We start from the raw sequence: 16,342 nt of genomic DNA on the forward strand, positions 1-16,342 counted from the left end.
AATGTTCTGGAAGGAACAAGGTAATCTTCTGGAAGGAATAAAATAATGTTCTGGAAGGAACAAGGTAATCTTCTGGAAGGAACAATATAAGATTCGGGGAAAATGAAGTAAGAAAAAGAATTAAATAATTTTTTCTACGATAAAAAATATAAACCTATTTACAAAATACATATTATCAGCACTTCTGTCAGGTAAATAAAAAGTACACTTCAAGAGAGTGGGGCTTTGGAAAGTGTACTTTAACAAATGATTTTAAAGGGAAGAGAGCGGTGTTAGAGTATCTTTACGTAATTTTTTGGTTTATTTTTATTGAAATGCTGGGCCTGATTTCCATGCCTCTTGCCGGAATAGCTGGTGATCGGCTTGCTGATAGAGGATATTCTGCAGCAAGAACCCTGGGAATAGTGCTCGTTACGTATCTTGCCTGGCTTTTTTCCTACGTATGGGGCTTTAACAGACACACGATCCTTATCTCAGTACTTCTACTTTGCCTTATATCGGGAATTGTCTATCGAAAACAAAGGATTTTACCGAAAAAGAACATCCTGTTTTCAAATGAGCTTGTATTCGCTGCAGGCTTCTTTTTTTTTCTGCTTATACGCATGTATCTCCCTGAGATCTACAGGCATGAAAAGTTTATGGACTTTGCTTTTTTGAATGCAATAACAAGAACTTCTTCTTTTCCTCCGGCAGATCCCTGGTTTGCAGGAGGTTCCCTTGAATTTTATTACTACTTCGGATACCTTTCTGTGGGAGTTCCTGGAAAACTACTTTCTGTCGAACCATCCATGCTTTTCAATCTGGCTATTGCGCTCACTTTCGCTCTTTCCTTCAATCTACTTTTCGGATTTGGATATAACCTCACTAACGGAAAAATAAAGTACGGGCTTCTTACTGCCGTATCCGTGATTCTACTAGGAAATCTGCAGGGACTTAAAGAATTCATATCCATGTACCTTACCAGAGAGACGGTTCCAATGGGATACTACTGGAGCAGTTCGAGAGTTATCCCGTATACGATAAATGAGTTTCCTTACTTCAGTTTCATACACGGGGACCTTCATTCCCACATGCTTGCAATTCCGTTCCAGTTACTGGTACTTGCTTTCCTCCTGAATATATATCTAAGGAAAGATAGTGATCGTGCCTTTGAAGGTATACTGTCCTTTCTTATGTTTTCAATATCCATTGGCTACTTATTTCCTTCTAATTCATGGGATTTCCCGATATACCTTGGCCTGACATTTGCAGTTATTTTTGCTTTCTACTACGGGCGCTATATTCATAAAAAAAGCTTATCAAAATTCATTACTGTGTTTTTTGGAACAATTTTTTCGATTTCCATTTTTAGTCTTATTCCGTACTTGCCCTTTTATCTGTCATTTAAACCACAAGCTGCAGGTGGATTTGATTTTGTTCCGCCAGAACTTCGTACAACAATCGGAGAATTCCTGATCCTGTTCAGTCTCTTCCTTTTTTTGACTTTTTCTTTCCTCGCGAATCACCTGGAACTCAGAAGAAAAAAACAGTACTTCATCTTATTGACAGGAATATCGTTGTTTCTTGCCAGAGAATGGACTATTTCCCTGCTTGTAATCCTTCTCCCTTTACTTACTCTTTCGCTTTATTCTTTCATAAAAGACCTTCCTGAGAGAAGTAGTACAGGATTCGTCTCGCTTCTGATCGCAATGGCTGCGTTCATAGCTCTTATCTGCGAAATCATCTTTCTCGACGACCCTATTTCCGGAAGTTTCGCCCGTATGAATACTGTTTTCAAATTTTATATGCATTTATGGATTTTTCTAGCTATTGCAGCTTCTTATTCTTTCTATTACCTTTATTTCCGCTACAGAATTCCTCTGGAGAATAGTCTTCCTACAAATAGGGTCTATGGAAAAAAAGTCTGGACATTCTCACTTATGCTCCTGGTCCTCTCATGCAGCGTGTTTCCCGTAGTATCAACCTTTACGAGAATAGAAGATATGAATGCAAAACCTGCTCTTGACGGCATGGAATATATGAAAAAACTGGACAGAGGGGATTATGATGCCATAAAATGGATTCAGGAAAATGTAAAGGGAGTTCCGGTGATTCTTGAAGCTTCCTCAGATGACAGCAGTTATCGTTATACCTCGCGTGTCTCGGCAAATACCGGGCTTCCTACGATTATCGGATGGACAAGGCATGAGAGGTTTTGGGGAAGAGACAATAAAGAAATCGCAAAAAGGCTTGAAGACGTAAATATCATTTACAGTACAAGCAGTGAAAAAAAAGCTCTTGAGCTTATGAATAAATATAACGTAAGCTATGTGTATATTGGTCAACTTGAACGGCAGATGTATGATATAAAGGCGGATAAGTTCGAGGATGAAACTTATTTTGAACCGGTTTACCAGAGTTCAGTCCGGATTTACAAAGTAAAAAAGAAATTCTGAGTTTTTGGTTTTTAGGTGTAACCTTAAACCCATGATTATATAATAGTCCATTTATATAAGTATAGAAAAGTCCGTTTATGTAATTTATAGATTCGCTCCTAATACTGGAATGAAAATAGAGGGGTCTTATCCATTACCAGCGTATCGGTAGTTTTACCAGCTTATAATGAGGCAGCGAATATCAAGAAGGCTGTCTTTGTCACAGCAGAGACACTTTTTAAAATAACGGATCAGTTCGAGATCATCATAGCAGAAGACGGCAGCACGGACGGTACGGACCGGATAGCTTCCAGACTCTCGGAACAGCATGCTTATGTTGTCCACCTGCACTCGGATAAACGGCAGGGTCGGGGAAAAGCTCTTAACCGGGCTTTTAAAGTCGCTTCAGGAGAAGTCCTTTGCTATATTGATGTGGATCTTGCAACAGATATGAAGTATCTGGAAAAACTGATCAAGGCTGTGAGCACAGATGGTTATGATTTTGCTACAGGCTCAAGAATGATGCCCGATAGTGATGCAAAAAGGCCTTTTAAACGGGAGTTTGCAAGCAGAGGATATAATTTTCTGGTGAGACTTTTTCTAAATTCAAAGCTTTGTGACCACCAGTGTGGTTTTAAGGCTTTCAGGAGAGAAGCTCTCTTTGAGTTTCTTGATGAGATCGAGAATGAACACTGGTTCTGGGACACCGAAGTACTCGTAAGAGCCCAGCATAAAAGATATAAAGTAATAGAATTTCCGGTTTACTGGAGGCATGGAGAGTCAAGTAAGGTTAATCTGGCAAAAGATGTCAAAGGAATGGGGTCTGAGATATTTCGTCTCTGGCGGGAACTCTCATCCCCGCCCGGAGTTTCAGGCAAAGGAAAAATCTTCTTAACAGCTACTCTCGCAATTCTGATCCTTACACTTGTTGCAACCTTCCTTGGCGCATCCGATATTCTGGAAAACATGAAGCAGGCATCCCTCAGGACTTTGATTATAGCTGTTCTGGTATACTGTGCTTCCTGGCCTTTAAGAGGAGTACGCTTTCAGCAGATCCTTAACAGGCTTGGAAATCAATACGGAGTTGGATTTCTTACAGGCAGCATTTTTATCAGCCAATCCGCAAATGTAATTCTTCCGGCACGGATAGGAGACCTGAGCAGGATGTATATCCTGAAAAAAAGCAAAGACCTTGACTTTACAACTAGCTTTTCCTCACTAACTGTAGAAAGAGTATTCGATGTAGTTGCAATTACTTCTATAGCAGTACTTGCATCTTCAGGGGCTGCTTCCCATTTTGAACTTGCACCTTGGATGAACTCTCTGATAAAGCTGTCCGGACTTTCAGTAGTGATTTTCTTTTTAATTCTATTTACTGTATCTTTCCGAGAAAGTACCAATATAAAGATATTGGAAGTGGAAAATGTTCAGAAAGGACTTTCTGGAAAAATGAAAGGCTTTGCATCTACTTTTCTCCATCAGATAAGTATCGTTGCCGTACATCCAAGCTCGTTTCTGGCTGTGACTGCATCGTCTCTTCTTATATGGGGAACAGATATATTCACCTGTTTCTTTGTTTTTAAATCATTTCCGGCAGTCGGGGAAAGTGTCTCGTCCACATATATGATATCACTGATTTTCCTGGCTGTAGCCCTTGGAAATATTGCAAAAATCTTTCCAATAACACCTGGAGCTATAGGAACATATGAAGTTGCCCTTACTGCAGTCTTCGGGATTGGAGGAATAAGCCCGGAAATAGGATTTACGGTTGCTGTGCTCGATCATATTATAAAAAATTCAATTACTTTGATAGGAGGCGGTCTTGCTCTCTCGGAACTTGGACTCAGATGGAGAGAAGTGCTCTGTACTGAGAAGGATATTTTAAAAGGATAAAACAGGATACTCAAGATAATAAATAGAGTAAACAAAGTAAGAATAAACAAAGTAAACAGAATAAACAAAGTAAACAGAATAAACAAAGTAAACAGAATAAACAAAGTAAACAGAATAAACAAAGTAAACAGAATAAACAAAGTAAACAGAATAAACAAAGTAAACAGAATAAACAAAGTAAACAGAATAAGCAAAGTAAACAGAATAAACAGAATATGCAGCAGAAAGAGTGAACAGGGCATAGCCAGGATTTGCTGAGTAAACAAGTAAGCAAGGTAAGCAGAATAGTTAAAATCAGACCTGATATATAAGTCAAAGAGTTTAAGAAATAACCGAAGCATTAATACAAAGAGTTAAAAATAATAACCACATGCTTTACTCGAATTGATAGTTAAGTGGAAGAAATGTCTGAAAAAAAATTAATCAAAGTAAAGGATTCATATTGTCTTCCGGAAGATGTACTTGATGCTGTGAATGCGGCAATGAACGAGGATGTGGAAGAAATCGTTAATCTGCTTAAGGTTCTTTCAGATCCGACCCGCCTGAGAATTCTCAAAGCTCTTGAAGTCCAGAGTCTCTGTGTCTGTGTCCTTGTTAACTGCACAGACCAGCAGCATTCAGCCCTTTCGTACCATCTTAAACTATTAAAAGAAGCAGGCCTGGTAAACTCACAAAGAGAACGGAGTTTTCAGGTTTATGAACTCACAAAATTCGGAAACCTGCTCCTAAAACATATTGAAAAACACTTCGAAAAGGTATAAATATAAAAGTCAAGAGGGATTTATTCTCTTTGAAGTGAAGTATTTTCCCTCTAGAAATCTTTTATTTTGAGTCTTTTCTTTAGAATCTTTTATTTTGAGTCTTTTCTTTAGAATCTTTTATTTTGAGTCTTTTCTTTAGAATCTTTTATTTTGAGTCTTTTCTTTAGAATCTTTTATTTTGAGTCTTTTCTTTAGAATCTTTTATTTTGAGTCTTTTCTTTACTCCATTCTTACCTTCTCATGACTGTTCAAAACAAACACTTAGAGAAGATCAGATTTGTTCGTTTGATGCTACAGTAGTAAGCTTTGAGAATTTTACCCCTTTGAGGGCCATTATAGCTTCGGCAAGCTCCTTAATTTCTTCACCTTCCCCATCGAGAACAATTACTTCAAAGCAATTGTCATGATCAAGGTGTATATGCACTGATGATTTTATCAGGTGAGAGTAGTGGTGCTGAATATCTGCAAGGGCATTCGAGAGACCTCTTTTTGTATGGTCATAAATAACCGAAACGGTCCCGACGCGGTAACCCTTAATGTCACCCATCCATTCGTAATAAGAAATGTAACTTCTAATGGCATCTCTTATGCCTTCGGAACGAGAAGAATAACCTCTTTTTTCGATAATCTCATCAAATTTACCCAAAAGGGTGTCGGGAAGGGAAACTCCTATCCTCATAAGTTCTGTTTCCATAATATCACCGGATAATCTTGGATTTGTTTACGAGTTAATACTTTAGTATATTACACGTAGCACTATATATGTTTTTTTCACATAGCCACTAATATAAAAGAGTTTCTAACAAATATTCGTTCTTTACTAATATTAATCTTTGGGAATAGCTTACGTCTACTAACCAGAAAATATATAGGCTTTTTTATTTTGGAAAAAGTAATTATTCAGTCTGAAGAAAATAATATTAATAACTATTAGTAGTATTTGGAAGTCAAATTTGTTTCGAATTATTTTTCAGTTATTTTTCAGTTATTTTTCAGTTATTTTTCAGTTATAACTGTTGATTGTACTTCATCTGAGTCCATTAATACGTGGCCAATTCTATTTGTCAAGGAGAAAACGACATCGTTAAACCAATTTTTGATTAACTTGACAACATATAAAAGAAAATATAAAAATAAAATAAAAGTAGAAGAAGTTTTAAACAAATTATTTTTTAATAAAATTTAAGAAAATTATATGTAAGATCGATTCCAGGCACGAGTACATTTTCCAGATAAGCCCACTTTCTCAATACTAACGTTTCAACATTTTCTGAATTATCTCAGCGTTTTTGAGTTTTCTCAGAGCTCTTTAAGTGACTTTACACTTTTAAATCGTTTTGGCATTTTTCTGTGTCACGGTCTTTTCTTATCATCTCTATCGCCTGTCCACAAGCCTTTTAGGCCTGCCTTTTATTCTGTTAAGTTCGAGACCCATAGGGCCCGTGAAATTGAATATTATTTTGAAAGTACCTTCGGCATAAGCCCTGGAAAGCGGAGGCTTATATTTAAGAAAAGTGCGAAGAAAGTTCTCCTTTATACGATCCCGGTCGCACACCTCAGGACTTTCACATTCCATACTTACCCTGAGTACGGTTTCTCCTTCATCCTCTGCGCCATAAAGAAAAGCCTCATATTCTCCAGTTAGATAGTCCATGTTTTCGCGCTGAAAAACGCCTCTTTCCACATCTACACGGTTAAAGGGAGCTCCTTCTACCCACACAGTTTCAGCCTCCCGCTGAGGAGTCATAATCTTCATATGCGTCCTTCCGCAGGGACACTGTTTGCGCGTGAGCACCACAGTTGTGTCTTCGGTATCATAGTTTAAAAGAAGGGTGCCCGCTTTCGCCCCAACAGGCAGCAGTGTACTCAGGATAACCCTTCCGCATTCTCCGTCAGGTACATAATTCTCCACATGGGGATCGTAAATATCAACGTGGACAAGGTCTTCAGGCACATGCAGCCCTGATACCTCATCACACTCACCACACATCGTACCTTCCGTGCTTCCATAAGTATTATAAACCGGACAGCCCCAGATTTCCGAAAGGTAGTTCCTTGACTCTTCAGCAAAGGATTCTCCTCCCACGACAAGTTTATCTACACCTGACTCCCGAGGGTCAATACCTTCTGCCTGTAACCTTCTGGCGAGGTTAAGTAGTTTGAATACACTGCCTACTATACCTGTAGGCCTGTAAGCTTCGATAACACGCAGGGGAAACGTGCATTTACCCTCAGGAATAATACTCATACCAAGCTGCCTGGCCGCAAGGGTCATGGTGTTTGCCCCTACATTCATTCCATAAGAAGCACAGACAACAACCCTGTCTCCAGGACCGAAGCCCTGTGACCTGAAAATACGTGCGTACTTTTCCGAATACCGTTCCCAGTCTTCCCATGTAAGGAAAAAACTCTTTGGGTTTCCGCTAGTTCCGCTAGTCTCATGAACTGTGAAAACGTCCTCCCATCCCACACTCCTGAACATGAATTCGTTCATTTCCGGAGGTTGGTTTTCACGGATAGTGTTTCCCGAGATTATGGGAAGGTCCAGAAGGTCCTCATGGGTTTTAATCTCAGCCGGATCCACGCCCTGCTTTTCAAACCATTTTCTGTAAAAAGGAGAATGTTCTGCCGCATATTTTACCGTGTACCTTACCCGCTCCTCTATGAGAGCATCCAGTTCTTCCCTGTCCATGGTTTCGATTTCAGGATTGAAATAAGGTCTTGAGTTGTCCATAGAAAGCACCCCCAAATAGAATAAGATCAGAAAACCTGTTATTTATTAGCTTCAAAGATGAAATCTTTTCTGCGATCTTTAAATTATTAACCTTTTTGAATATTAAAAATAATAAAAGGAGTAGAAATAATAAGAGGAGTAGAAATAATAAGAGGAGTAGAAATAATAAGAGGAGTAGAAATAATAAGAGGAGTAGAAATAATAAGAGGAGTAGAAATAATAAGAGGAGTAGAAATAATAAGAGGAGTAGAAATAACAAGAGGAGTAGAAATAACAAGAGGAGTAGAAATAACAAGATGGGTAGATAAGATCCTGCCCTCTTTCCTTCTATCTTTTTTCTCTTGAGGCTGCATTTTTATGGATCTGTTTTATTTCACCTTTTTTAGATTTTTCTATTTTTATGTGTGCTTTTATTTTTAGATTTATATTTAATGCATGTTTATATTAAAATTGATATTTATATTATATTTTGTTTATCTTCTTAAGGGTAAACATACTTTTCTTTTCATATCTTCAATTTCCCTGATAGCTACATTTACACCATAGACTGAAGACATCATCTTACTGGTTACAACGGTTTCGACTTTTCCTGCTGCAACCAGTCTACCTCCGGACAATGCTGCAGCTCTGTCACCTAACAAAAAAGCATGATCCGGCATATGTGTATTCATAACAATGGACATTCCAAGTGAAGCCAGTTTCTGGACAGTTTCCAGCACAAGGATCTGGTTGCCAAAATCAAGGTGAGAAGTTGGCTCGTCCAGCAAAAGCAGAGCAGGCTTCTGGACAAGAGCCCTGGCAATAAGCACCATTTGACTCTGTCCTCCACTGAGCTTAGCAACCGGTCTTTCTGCAAGACCGGAAATTCCCACCATTGCTAGTGATTCTTTTGCAAGTTTAATATCCTCTGTACCAGGGGATGCAAACATGGAAAGATGAGGAGCACGGCCCATAACTACAAAATCCAGCACAGTAAACGGAAAAACCACTTCATTTTGCTGAGGTACATAACCTATATTCCTGGCAATTCCTCTTACCCCAAGAGAAACTGTATCCTCTCCCTGAATATAGATAGATCCGTTATCGGGTTTGAGAATTCCCGCAATACATTTGATAAGTGTAGATTTTCCTGCCCCGTTTGGGCCCAAAATGCACATGATTTCGCCTTTTTTCAGCGAAAAAGATACATTTTCAAATACTGGCCTGTTTCCATAAGAGAAAGCAAGGGACTTTACTTCCAGCATCAGTTCCATCCCATACGCCCCTTCTTGATAAGGTATGCAAACACCGGAGCTCCTACCAGCGAAGTGAGAATTCCCAGGGGAATTTCTGTAGCTACAATGGTCCTTGAAAGATCATCCACAACCAGCATAAACGATGCTCCGATAACCATGCTCATGGGTAAGAGGCGGCTATAATTGGGACCAACAATCATTCTTGAGATATGAGGTACAACCAGTCCTACCCAACCAATGACACCACTGATACTGACTGCTGCTGAAGTTACAAGGGTCGCACAAACAATGATGATCAGCCGCATTTTTTCCACGTCCATTCCAAGAGCTTTAGCTTCCTCGTCGCCAAGGGACAAAATGTTGATACGCCACCTGAAAAGAAACAATACTAGAGACCCGACAATTATAGGCGATAATATATAGAGCAGATCAACGTACCTGACAGTAGCAAGGCTTCCCATAAGCCAGAATACTATTGCAGGAAGTTGATCATAAGGATCTGCTACATACTTTGCCAGTGACGTAAGAGCCGTGAAAATAGAGTTAACAATAATTCCCGAAAGCACGAATACAAGAGTTCCAGTACCTTTGCTGACTTTACCCATACTTATAGCAATAAACATCGCAAGGAGTCCGAAAGCAAAAGCCATCAACTGTATTATAAGATAATTGTTCCAGAGCAATATTGCAAGGCATGCTCCGAAACCAGCCCCTGAACCTACTCCAAGGATATAAGGGGACACAAGAGGATTACGAAAGATTCCCTGGAAAGAGGCTCCAGATATGGAAAGAGCTGCACCTACCAGTAAAGCTGCAAGTATCCTTGGTAACCTTACATTAAATAGTACTGTGTGTTGAGTGGAAACCGAAGCAGGAGTGCCGAAAAAAAAGGATGAAAAAGTGCTAATGCTCTCATCCACAACTGCCGACAGTGGAGTTTGGTATCTTCCGACAAAAAGGGAGATTATGAGTAACACGAAAGGTAACAGATACACCAGGGTAGTGCGATTAAACTTGTAATCAGGCATGAGTATCCCTCATCACATGCCTGGGCCATATGCCGGAAGAGGGTCTGTGAAATGACCTGTTAGGCTTTGCTTCCTCAAAAGGTATACCGTAAAACCGTAGATAAAACTCATTTGCTTCTTTTTTCATGTCAATTGTTGAGTTTTCTGGGTTCAGTTTGTCTGCTATGTACAGGAGTCCCAGTATCCAGCGAGGGTTCCCGAAATCCCAGGACGGCGGAACTTCATAGACACGATGCTTTTTTACCGCATCTGCAGATATGCCATACTGCTGGCACAGGCTATAAAACTCATCGAGAGGGCGAGAAAGAAAACCTGAGATAAAAATTGTCATGGGATTCTGCTCACTTATAAAAGAGGGAGAAACATTTACACCCGGTTTGCCTTCTTTTTGAAGCTGTTTGTTGATGCTAACTCCCCCGGAAAATGTTACAAGATTGTTTTCCATTCTTCCGGCGTTTAGAGCAAAAAGAGGAGAGCCCATACAATAATACACCTTATGACAGCTATTTTCCGCTGCAAGAGATTTGACAAGTTCCAGACGATTAAGAGTAAAGGAAATAAGTTCTTCACCTTTTTCCGGCACATTTGCCTTCTCAGCAATAAGCCTGATAAATTCAAGATAGGAGTACGGCTGCTGTACCATATGATGTATTCGATTCAGGGTTTCGGGATTGGAGACTTTTCCCCATATTTCAATTAATCTGTTGTCGTCAAGTATTCCCAGGCATGTAAGTACTGCATGGACCATACTGAAAGCTCGACTTATCCTGTAACCGCCCATGAAACCTTCCTCATTGAAACTTTCATTCGCAGTTATCCCTTTAACCGGGGTATCCTTACCGCAATTACAGGTGTAACTTGTCCAGGGTTTTAGAAGCCTGGAACCCATGGGCCCGTAAAATTCCCTTTCTGCAAGAAGGCTGCCGCATTCAGGACAGTACGTGTTTGACAATTCCGTACCTGGAGAATTGAAGAGATAAACATAGTCTATATGTTTACGCAGAGCAGCACACAGGTTCTCAGCCTCTCCGATAGAGGGTTCAAGCTCAATTGGGGCATCCCCGAAAGGAATGAACCTCATGACCTGAACCGGAATGGTAGGAGAGATATTAGACAACGTTTTTACAACCTTTATCACATCTTCTTCATTTCCCCGTGAGTAAACGATCGAAGTTTCAACATGTACACCCATGTCGAAAAGCCTGGATATGTTGCGGAAAACAGGAGCTGAGGACGGGACTCCGCAGCTTATATAGCTCTTATCAGAATAACCCTTAATTCCAATGTTCATGAAATCTACAAGCTTTCCAAGTTCTTCCAGTGTCTCGTCTGTGAAATAGCAGTTTGTGGAACAGCCTGCAAGTAAACCTTTTTCTTTTGCCTGCACAGCAAGGTCCCTGAAAAGATAATAGTTTGCAGCAGGCTCATTGAGTGTGGAAACTACACCCAGGCACTCCTGCTGCACTGCTTTTTCCACTACCTGAGACGGGGTAAGTGCAGGAAGGTCAAGCGATTTCCCTGAAGCTAACAGGCGAGCCACGCAGCCTGAACACTGGAAATTACATCCAGTACTGAAAACCTGAAGGAACTTACCTGAGGGATAGTAATGAAGTAAAGGAATGGTTTCTATAGAAACAGGATATGCTCCAAGATATCCGATATCAGGGTCCTGGATGATATTACCGCCAGCACATATGTAGTTCCCACACCTTCCCCTGCTGTATTCATCGATTTTACACCTGAATTCACACACATTGCATTTCATTTTTCAACCTTCCTTGCTTAGTACCATCCAGAATCCCGATTCATCCTGAACTACATGATAGGGGATTTCGGTCTGTTTTCCAGCCTCCTCTATAGCCTGAAGGTTTTTAGGACTGAGGCGTTCTTTTGAACTTGCATGCCAGTCAGGATCTATTTCAACCATTTTTTCAGAGATCTGTGCTCTCAACTCTTTTGTGCCAAAGCCACCTCCTACCCATGCCTGCCCACCCGGAGCAAGAACGCGAGCAATTTCCTTAAAGGCCACAGGCAGATCATTCCAAAAAAATACAGAACCCCGGCTTACTATAAGATCTGCACAATTGTTCCTTAAAGGGAGCAGATGTACATCGGACTGCACAGGAGCAACTTTACCTGAAAGGTAGTGACGGAAGGCTTTGTTTCTTGAAAGCCTGCACATTTCAGTTGAAATATCGATACCATATACCTGCATATCCGTTATTTCCGCAACAGCAACTCCCAGGGATGCTATACCGCATCCCAGGTCAAGGCATATACCTTTCTCTATCCCGCTTTGCTTGACGATATGAGCTGCTATTACAGGGTAGATGGGGGCAAAGATGTTCTCTGCAATATAGGGAAAGCCCGGAGATTTATCCTTCTCGCTCACGTCTTAGCCTCTGCTGAAGGGTTAAGTAGAGTGTCCAGTTCTTTATCCGTGAGATCATAGTGGAAGAACTCCGAGTAGAAATCACGAGTCAGCTTGGGCAGGTCCATATTTGCAAACCGGTCAGGATACAGCATTTTTGCAGTCCAGGCAGTCCCTATGATAAGGTGAGGGCCCTGTGGCCTGTCAATCCAGCAGAAAGGATTCTGAGGAGCAAGGTATACTCTTTTGTTTTTCACAGCATCTAGGCTTGACCAGAGAGAATCAGAGTAAACCGTCGAATAGAACTGTGGATTTGAAGTGATAATTACCTGAGGATCCCAGTTTATAACCTGCTCGATTGAGACCTGCGTCATACCATTCCCTGGAGTAAGCTTGCAGTCTGCAACATTAATACCACCGCATATATCAATAACTTGAGAATGTTGAGAACCCGAAGGGTCAGTCATCAGCCCCTTTGGACCTTCGGCATAATAAACGCGTACTTTCTGGTCCTCGGGAATGTCTTTTACAGTGTTATTGATCTCGTTAAGGATTGAACTGCGGAAATCAATCAGTTTTTGTGCCTGGTCTTCACAATTAAGAAGTTTACCCACATATTGTATAGTAGGATCAGATTTGTTAACGAAGATAATGGAATCATTAACAGCTACTACAGGAATGTTTCCAAAGTTTTCCTGTCTGCGCTCTATAGCTTCATGGATTTCCCCATCAGTAGTATATCCTTCAATTACGATATCAGGATGCATGTTAATTATAGTTTCATAGTTTCCGGTCTGTGTTCCGAACCAGCCCCCTATTACAGGCAGATTTGAGTAGTTTTCAGCCATAAAAGGTTGAGTAAAGTTATTTTTAAAATTCCAGCCTTCAAGTTTGTCCGGAGCAAGCATATACACGAGAATAGTTGATGGCGGAGAAGTGGCTACAACTGAAGAGACTTCCGTCGGCACAGTTAACTGCCTGCCCAACATATCGGTTATCTGTACTGTGCTTGAGTTCTGGACAGCCTGATGCGTATTTTCTGCACACCCACAGGATGCTACAGCCAGAACCAGAATAGAGAGTAGTAGTATTGTACCTATTTTTCCACGCATAGTAATACCTGACAGACTTTAATAGGTTAGTTGTTATGTTTGCATGAACATAATGATATAAATATATATTCTTACATGAATAAACTGGGAAAACGCTTTTGAACACGCTTTCTAGAAAACTTATTCGTTTTCGTAGTTGACTGATTGTTTTCATGGCATATACATAGGAAACCGGTAACCTATTTCCCATTAGGTATTATATATAGCTTTGCACTCAGAAATTTATAAATTCTTCAGCCTATTTTGTGAAGTAAATTGGGATATATCTATGAGGTTTCTTGTTGGCGATTTTAAATTTAGCACGAGTTTATTGAATTTAGGTGAATGAGGTAAAAATAGCAAGATGAGGTATTTAGATACAAAAACGACAGCTTCAATTTTATCAATTATACTGAATTTCAAATAGTAATAATAATAATAATAATAACAATAATAATAATTTGGGATTATTTCGAAAACGCTAGTGGGAGAAATAAAAATTTCCAAAAAAACACTGCGGAACTCAGGATGCAGATAAACATTATTAAAATTACAGTTATGTCTGTTTTACATAACCAATATTGCTGTAAGACTTTAAACTAAAACAAAAACAACTATTAGAGTATTACTAATCTCCTTAGAGAATATAAAAAGAAAATGAGAATAACTTTACTATGCTTCATTTCGCTTATACATGAATAGCATTTGGAACAGCAGGACTTTTTGGATAGGTTCTAAATGAACTGTATAAATTAGTAAGTTATATATAATAAATCGCATATGAGTAATTTGATGGTAAATAGAGTTAAGCGCAGGGTATCGTGCCTTCCAAAAGCTGCATATTATAAACCCAGGAAGGTTTCTCTCTGCGATCTCGAAATTATTAACTTATCCATAGGAGAACTTGAAGCCATCCGCCTTTGCGATCTCGTTCATATTGGCCAAAACGAGGCCGCAGATATGATGGGCATCTCCAGAAAAACTTTCTGGAATGATCTGCAAAAGGCTCGACAGAAAGTGACTGAGGCCCTTGTCAATGGCAAAGCAATAGAGATTTCCGGAGAGTATATAAATAATGGAGAGTGCAAAGTTGAATTTCTCTGTAGCGGGTGTGAGTATAGATGGGAATTAAAGTGTGATACTGAGCGCCCAGCTATCTGTCCGATGTGCGGTTCCGAAATCGTATACCCAATCGGCGGCAACGAAAGAGAATAAAAATCATTGAGAACGAATACTGCTACCCCAGAAGCAAGGTAAAGGCAGCAGCGGTAAATGTTAAAGGAAGTGTGAAAAGTGACAAAAATTGCTATACCATCAATGAATGAAAGTGGACTGGAATCTGACGTTTGTTTTCATTATGGCTCATGCGAATATTTTACCATCGTGGATGTAAGCGATAAAAATATTGAGAGTGTTAAAACAATAAGTAACCTGTCTCCTGAGATCGAGCACAATTGTGCTGCTCCATCAAAAATATTAGAATCACATAATGTCAATGCTGTGCTTGTTGCGGGTATCGGTGGGAGACCACTGATGTCACTGGCAGAAAAAAATATCAAAGTATTTGCAGGAATAACGGGTAAGGTTTCCAACGCAGTTGATGACTATAATAATGGGTTACTGCAAGAACTATCTATGAATGGTACCTGTAATTGCTCTCATCACTAAACGAATTAATTAGCAATGGTTGGATCGGAACATCTGAAAGAGGTGAAACTGTAAGCCGACTAAAAACTAATTACTTAATAGACCTTATTCTGACAACTCTATTTTTTGCTGTTGCAGGTACAGGTTTAGTTATGTACTTTTTAATACCTTCAGGAATTCCGAGAGGACGTTATATAGTATATATGGGATTAACGAAAGCTAACTGGATTTGGATACACAGCAGAGCAGGAATCTTGATAGTTTTTCTTATAGTTGTCCATCTTATCCTGCATAGTCAATGGATAATACGTACCACAAAGAGCTTTTGCAAAAAAGAAAACAAAAACACTATTTGTGAGAGAGATACAGTGACTGATAAAGTCCGATAAGAAAATTATTCAAAATAATCTGAAAATCGGAGTTGAAAATATGGATGCAAAAGAGATAAATAAATATGGGCAAGAACTTGTAGACTGCCTGAAACTGAATACCTCTCCTGTTGCAGTAAAATTAATTCCTAAAGGAGAAGAAGTTCCTGAGGGAATGAAAAAAGTAGATGAGGCTATGAGACACTGCCAGCTGGTAGACAGAGTGAGACGAACAGGTGAGGAGTTTTATACACTTGGTGAAGACCAGATGTGCAAAGGTGGGGCCGGCGCAATGGGCCTTGGCGAAATGCCTCCAAAAGTTGCAAGTGGAGAATTTTATTTTAATAAACTCAAACAATTCAGCACCCAGGGCGCTGCCAGGCGCACCCTTGAAGGAGTTACCAAGCTTCCCCCAAATTCAACAGAAGCTATCCTGTACTCTCCCCTGGAAAAAGCCACATTTACTCCGGATGTTGTTGTAGTTATCTGTACCCCCAAACAGGTTATGTTACTTACACAGGCGATGATGTACAAAACGGGCGGCAGAATCGAAGCGAGTTTTGCAGGAAAGCAGAGCTTATGCTCGGATGCGGTTGTGAAGACATATAAAGAAGGCAAAGTGGGAGTCACAGTCGGTTGCAGCGGCAGCAGGACATACACCAAAATCGCAGATGAAGAAATGATTATGGGAATTCCTATAGAACATCTGGCTGATGTAGCTACTGGCCTTAAGGCAATTTCGAAGTAACTTTCAAAACGGGTATTTTTCAGCTTGTAGAGTTCCTCCGACATAGCGAACT

The 16,342-nt window shown here is 39.9% G+C and carries 15 protein-coding genes; 7 read left to right on the top strand and 8 right to left on the bottom strand.

Annotated features, from left to right (window positions below):
* Positions 1–269 precede the first annotated feature (269 nt).
* From MSBR3_RS16300 to MSBR3_RS16310, 3 genes are all read left to right on the top strand, one after another.
* Positions 270–2,435 carry a DUF2298 domain-containing protein gene (locus tag MSBR3_RS16300; protein WP_048109209.1) on the top strand — a complete coding sequence of 722 codons (2,166 nt, stop codon included), beginning with the start codon at positions 270–272 and terminating at the stop codon, positions 2,433–2,435.
* A 180-nt stretch (positions 2,436–2,615) separates the two neighbouring features.
* Complete coding sequence (locus tag MSBR3_RS16305; RefSeq protein WP_230628047.1) at positions 2,616–4,307, top strand: flippase-like domain-containing protein; 1,692 nt, start codon at positions 2,616–2,618, stop codon at positions 4,305–4,307.
* 404 nt (positions 4,308–4,711) lie between these two features.
* Positions 4,712–5,068 (top strand): ArsR/SmtB family transcription factor, encoded by a 357-nt coding sequence (locus MSBR3_RS16310; protein ID WP_048109211.1) that lies wholly within the window; start codon positions 4,712–4,714, stop codon positions 5,066–5,068.
* A gap of 271 nt (positions 5,069–5,339) precedes the next feature.
* Here MSBR3_RS16310 and nikR read toward each other — a convergent pair whose 3' ends face one another.
* From nikR to MSBR3_RS16350, 8 genes are all read right to left on the bottom strand, one after another.
* Positions 5,340–5,762: a nickel-responsive transcriptional regulator NikR gene (nikR, locus tag MSBR3_RS16315; protein ID WP_048109212.1), complete on the bottom strand. Its 423-nt coding sequence runs from the start codon at positions 5,760–5,762 to the stop codon at positions 5,340–5,342.
* A gap of 681 nt (positions 5,763–6,443) precedes the next feature.
* The gene (ftsA, locus tag MSBR3_RS16320) at positions 6,444–7,802 is read right to left on the bottom strand and encodes a coenzyme F390 synthetase (protein ID WP_048109213.1); all 1,359 of its coding nucleotides are present in this window, start codon (positions 7,800–7,802) and stop codon (positions 6,444–6,446) included.
* Positions 7,803–7,888: 86 nt separating this feature from the next.
* Positions 7,889–8,155 carry a hypothetical protein gene (locus MSBR3_RS20510; RefSeq protein ID WP_048109214.1) on the bottom strand — a complete coding sequence of 89 codons (267 nt, stop codon included), beginning with the start codon at positions 8,153–8,155 and terminating at the stop codon, positions 7,889–7,891.
* A 120-nt stretch (positions 8,156–8,275) separates the two neighbouring features.
* Positions 8,276–9,055 carry an ABC transporter ATP-binding protein gene (locus MSBR3_RS16330; protein WP_048109215.1) on the bottom strand — a complete coding sequence of 260 codons (780 nt, stop codon included), beginning with the start codon at positions 9,053–9,055 and terminating at the stop codon, positions 8,276–8,278.
* Positions 9,046–10,065, bottom strand: a complete 1,020-nt coding sequence (locus tag MSBR3_RS16335; RefSeq protein ID WP_048109216.1) for a FecCD family ABC transporter permease — start codon at positions 10,063–10,065, stop codon at positions 9,046–9,048. The genes MSBR3_RS16330 and MSBR3_RS16335 overlap by 10 nt, the downstream gene beginning before the upstream one ends.
* Positions 10,058–11,830 carry a radical SAM protein gene (locus MSBR3_RS16340; protein WP_048109217.1) on the bottom strand — a complete coding sequence of 591 codons (1,773 nt, stop codon included), beginning with the start codon at positions 11,828–11,830 and terminating at the stop codon, positions 10,058–10,060. Before MSBR3_RS16340 ends, MSBR3_RS16335 begins: the two co-directional genes overlap by 8 nt.
* 3 nt (positions 11,831–11,833) lie before the next feature.
* Positions 11,834–12,457: a class I SAM-dependent methyltransferase gene (locus MSBR3_RS16345; protein ID WP_048109218.1), complete on the bottom strand. Its 624-nt coding sequence runs from the start codon at positions 12,455–12,457 to the stop codon at positions 11,834–11,836.
* Positions 12,454–13,548 carry an iron ABC transporter substrate-binding protein gene (locus MSBR3_RS16350; RefSeq protein ID WP_048109219.1) on the bottom strand — a complete coding sequence of 365 codons (1,095 nt, stop codon included), beginning with the start codon at positions 13,546–13,548 and terminating at the stop codon, positions 12,454–12,456. The genes MSBR3_RS16345 and MSBR3_RS16350 overlap by 4 nt, the downstream gene beginning before the upstream one ends.
* A gap of 771 nt (positions 13,549–14,319) precedes the next feature.
* Here MSBR3_RS16350 and MSBR3_RS16355 point away from each other — a divergent pair.
* The 4 genes from MSBR3_RS16355 to MSBR3_RS16370 all read left to right on the top strand — a co-directional run bounded on the left by MSBR3_RS16355 (position 14,320) and on the right by MSBR3_RS16370 (position 16,290).
* Positions 14,320–14,742, top strand: a complete 423-nt coding sequence (locus MSBR3_RS16355; protein WP_080942346.1) for a DUF134 domain-containing protein — start codon at positions 14,320–14,322, stop codon at positions 14,740–14,742.
* 102 nt (positions 14,743–14,844) lie between these two features.
* The gene (locus MSBR3_RS16360) at positions 14,845–15,195 is read left to right on the top strand and encodes a NifB/NifX family molybdenum-iron cluster-binding protein (protein ID WP_170943427.1); all 351 of its coding nucleotides are present in this window, start codon (positions 14,845–14,847) and stop codon (positions 15,193–15,195) included.
* Positions 15,180–15,563, top strand: coding sequence for a DUF4405 domain-containing protein (locus tag MSBR3_RS21560; RefSeq protein WP_268989097.1), 384 nt, complete (start codon positions 15,180–15,182; stop codon positions 15,561–15,563). The genes MSBR3_RS16360 and MSBR3_RS21560 overlap by 16 nt, the downstream gene beginning before the upstream one ends.
* Before the next feature lie 40 nt (positions 15,564–15,603).
* Entirely contained in the window at positions 15,604–16,290 is a 687-nt protein-coding gene (locus tag MSBR3_RS16370) for a DUF169 domain-containing protein (RefSeq protein WP_048109221.1), read from the top strand.
* Positions 16,291–16,342: the final 52 nt, after the last annotated feature.

This window comes from Methanosarcina barkeri 3, assembly GCF_000970305.1.
In the GTDB taxonomy this organism is placed as follows: Archaea; Halobacteriota; Methanosarcinia; order Methanosarcinales; family Methanosarcinaceae; genus Methanosarcina; species Methanosarcina barkeri_A.

Excerpts from the sequence above, each read along its gene's own strand:
- MSBR3_RS16310 (WP_048109211.1), top strand. The coding sequence starts at position 4,712 with ATGTCTGAAAAAAAATTAATCAAAGTAAAGGATTCATATTGTCTTCCG.
- nikR (WP_048109212.1), bottom strand. The coding sequence starts at position 5,762 with ATGGAAACAGAACTTATGAGGATAGGAGTTTCCCTTCCCGACACCCTT.
- ftsA (WP_048109213.1), bottom strand. The coding sequence starts at position 7,802 with ATGGACAACTCAAGACCTTATTTCAATCCTGAAATCGAAACCATGGAC.
- MSBR3_RS20510 (WP_048109214.1), bottom strand. The coding sequence starts at position 8,155 with ATGCAGCCTCAAGAGAAAAAAGATAGAAGGAAAGAGGGCAGGATCTTA.
- MSBR3_RS16330 (WP_048109215.1), bottom strand. The coding sequence starts at position 9,055 with ATGGAACTGATGCTGGAAGTAAAGTCCCTTGCTTTCTCTTATGGAAAC.
- MSBR3_RS16335 (WP_048109216.1), bottom strand. The coding sequence starts at position 10,065 with ATGCCTGATTACAAGTTTAATCGCACTACCCTGGTGTATCTGTTACCT.
- MSBR3_RS16340 (WP_048109217.1), bottom strand. The coding sequence starts at position 11,830 with ATGAAATGCAATGTGTGTGAATTCAGGTGTAAAATCGATGAATACAGC.
- MSBR3_RS16350 (WP_048109219.1), bottom strand. The coding sequence starts at position 13,548 with ATGCGTGGAAAAATAGGTACAATACTACTACTCTCTATTCTGGTTCTG.
- MSBR3_RS16355 (WP_080942346.1), top strand. The coding sequence starts at position 14,320 with ATGGTAAATAGAGTTAAGCGCAGGGTATCGTGCCTTCCAAAAGCTGCA.
- MSBR3_RS16360 (WP_170943427.1), top strand. The coding sequence starts at position 14,845 with ATGAATGAAAGTGGACTGGAATCTGACGTTTGTTTTCATTATGGCTCA.
- MSBR3_RS16370 (WP_048109221.1), top strand. The coding sequence starts at position 15,604 with ATGGATGCAAAAGAGATAAATAAATATGGGCAAGAACTTGTAGACTGC.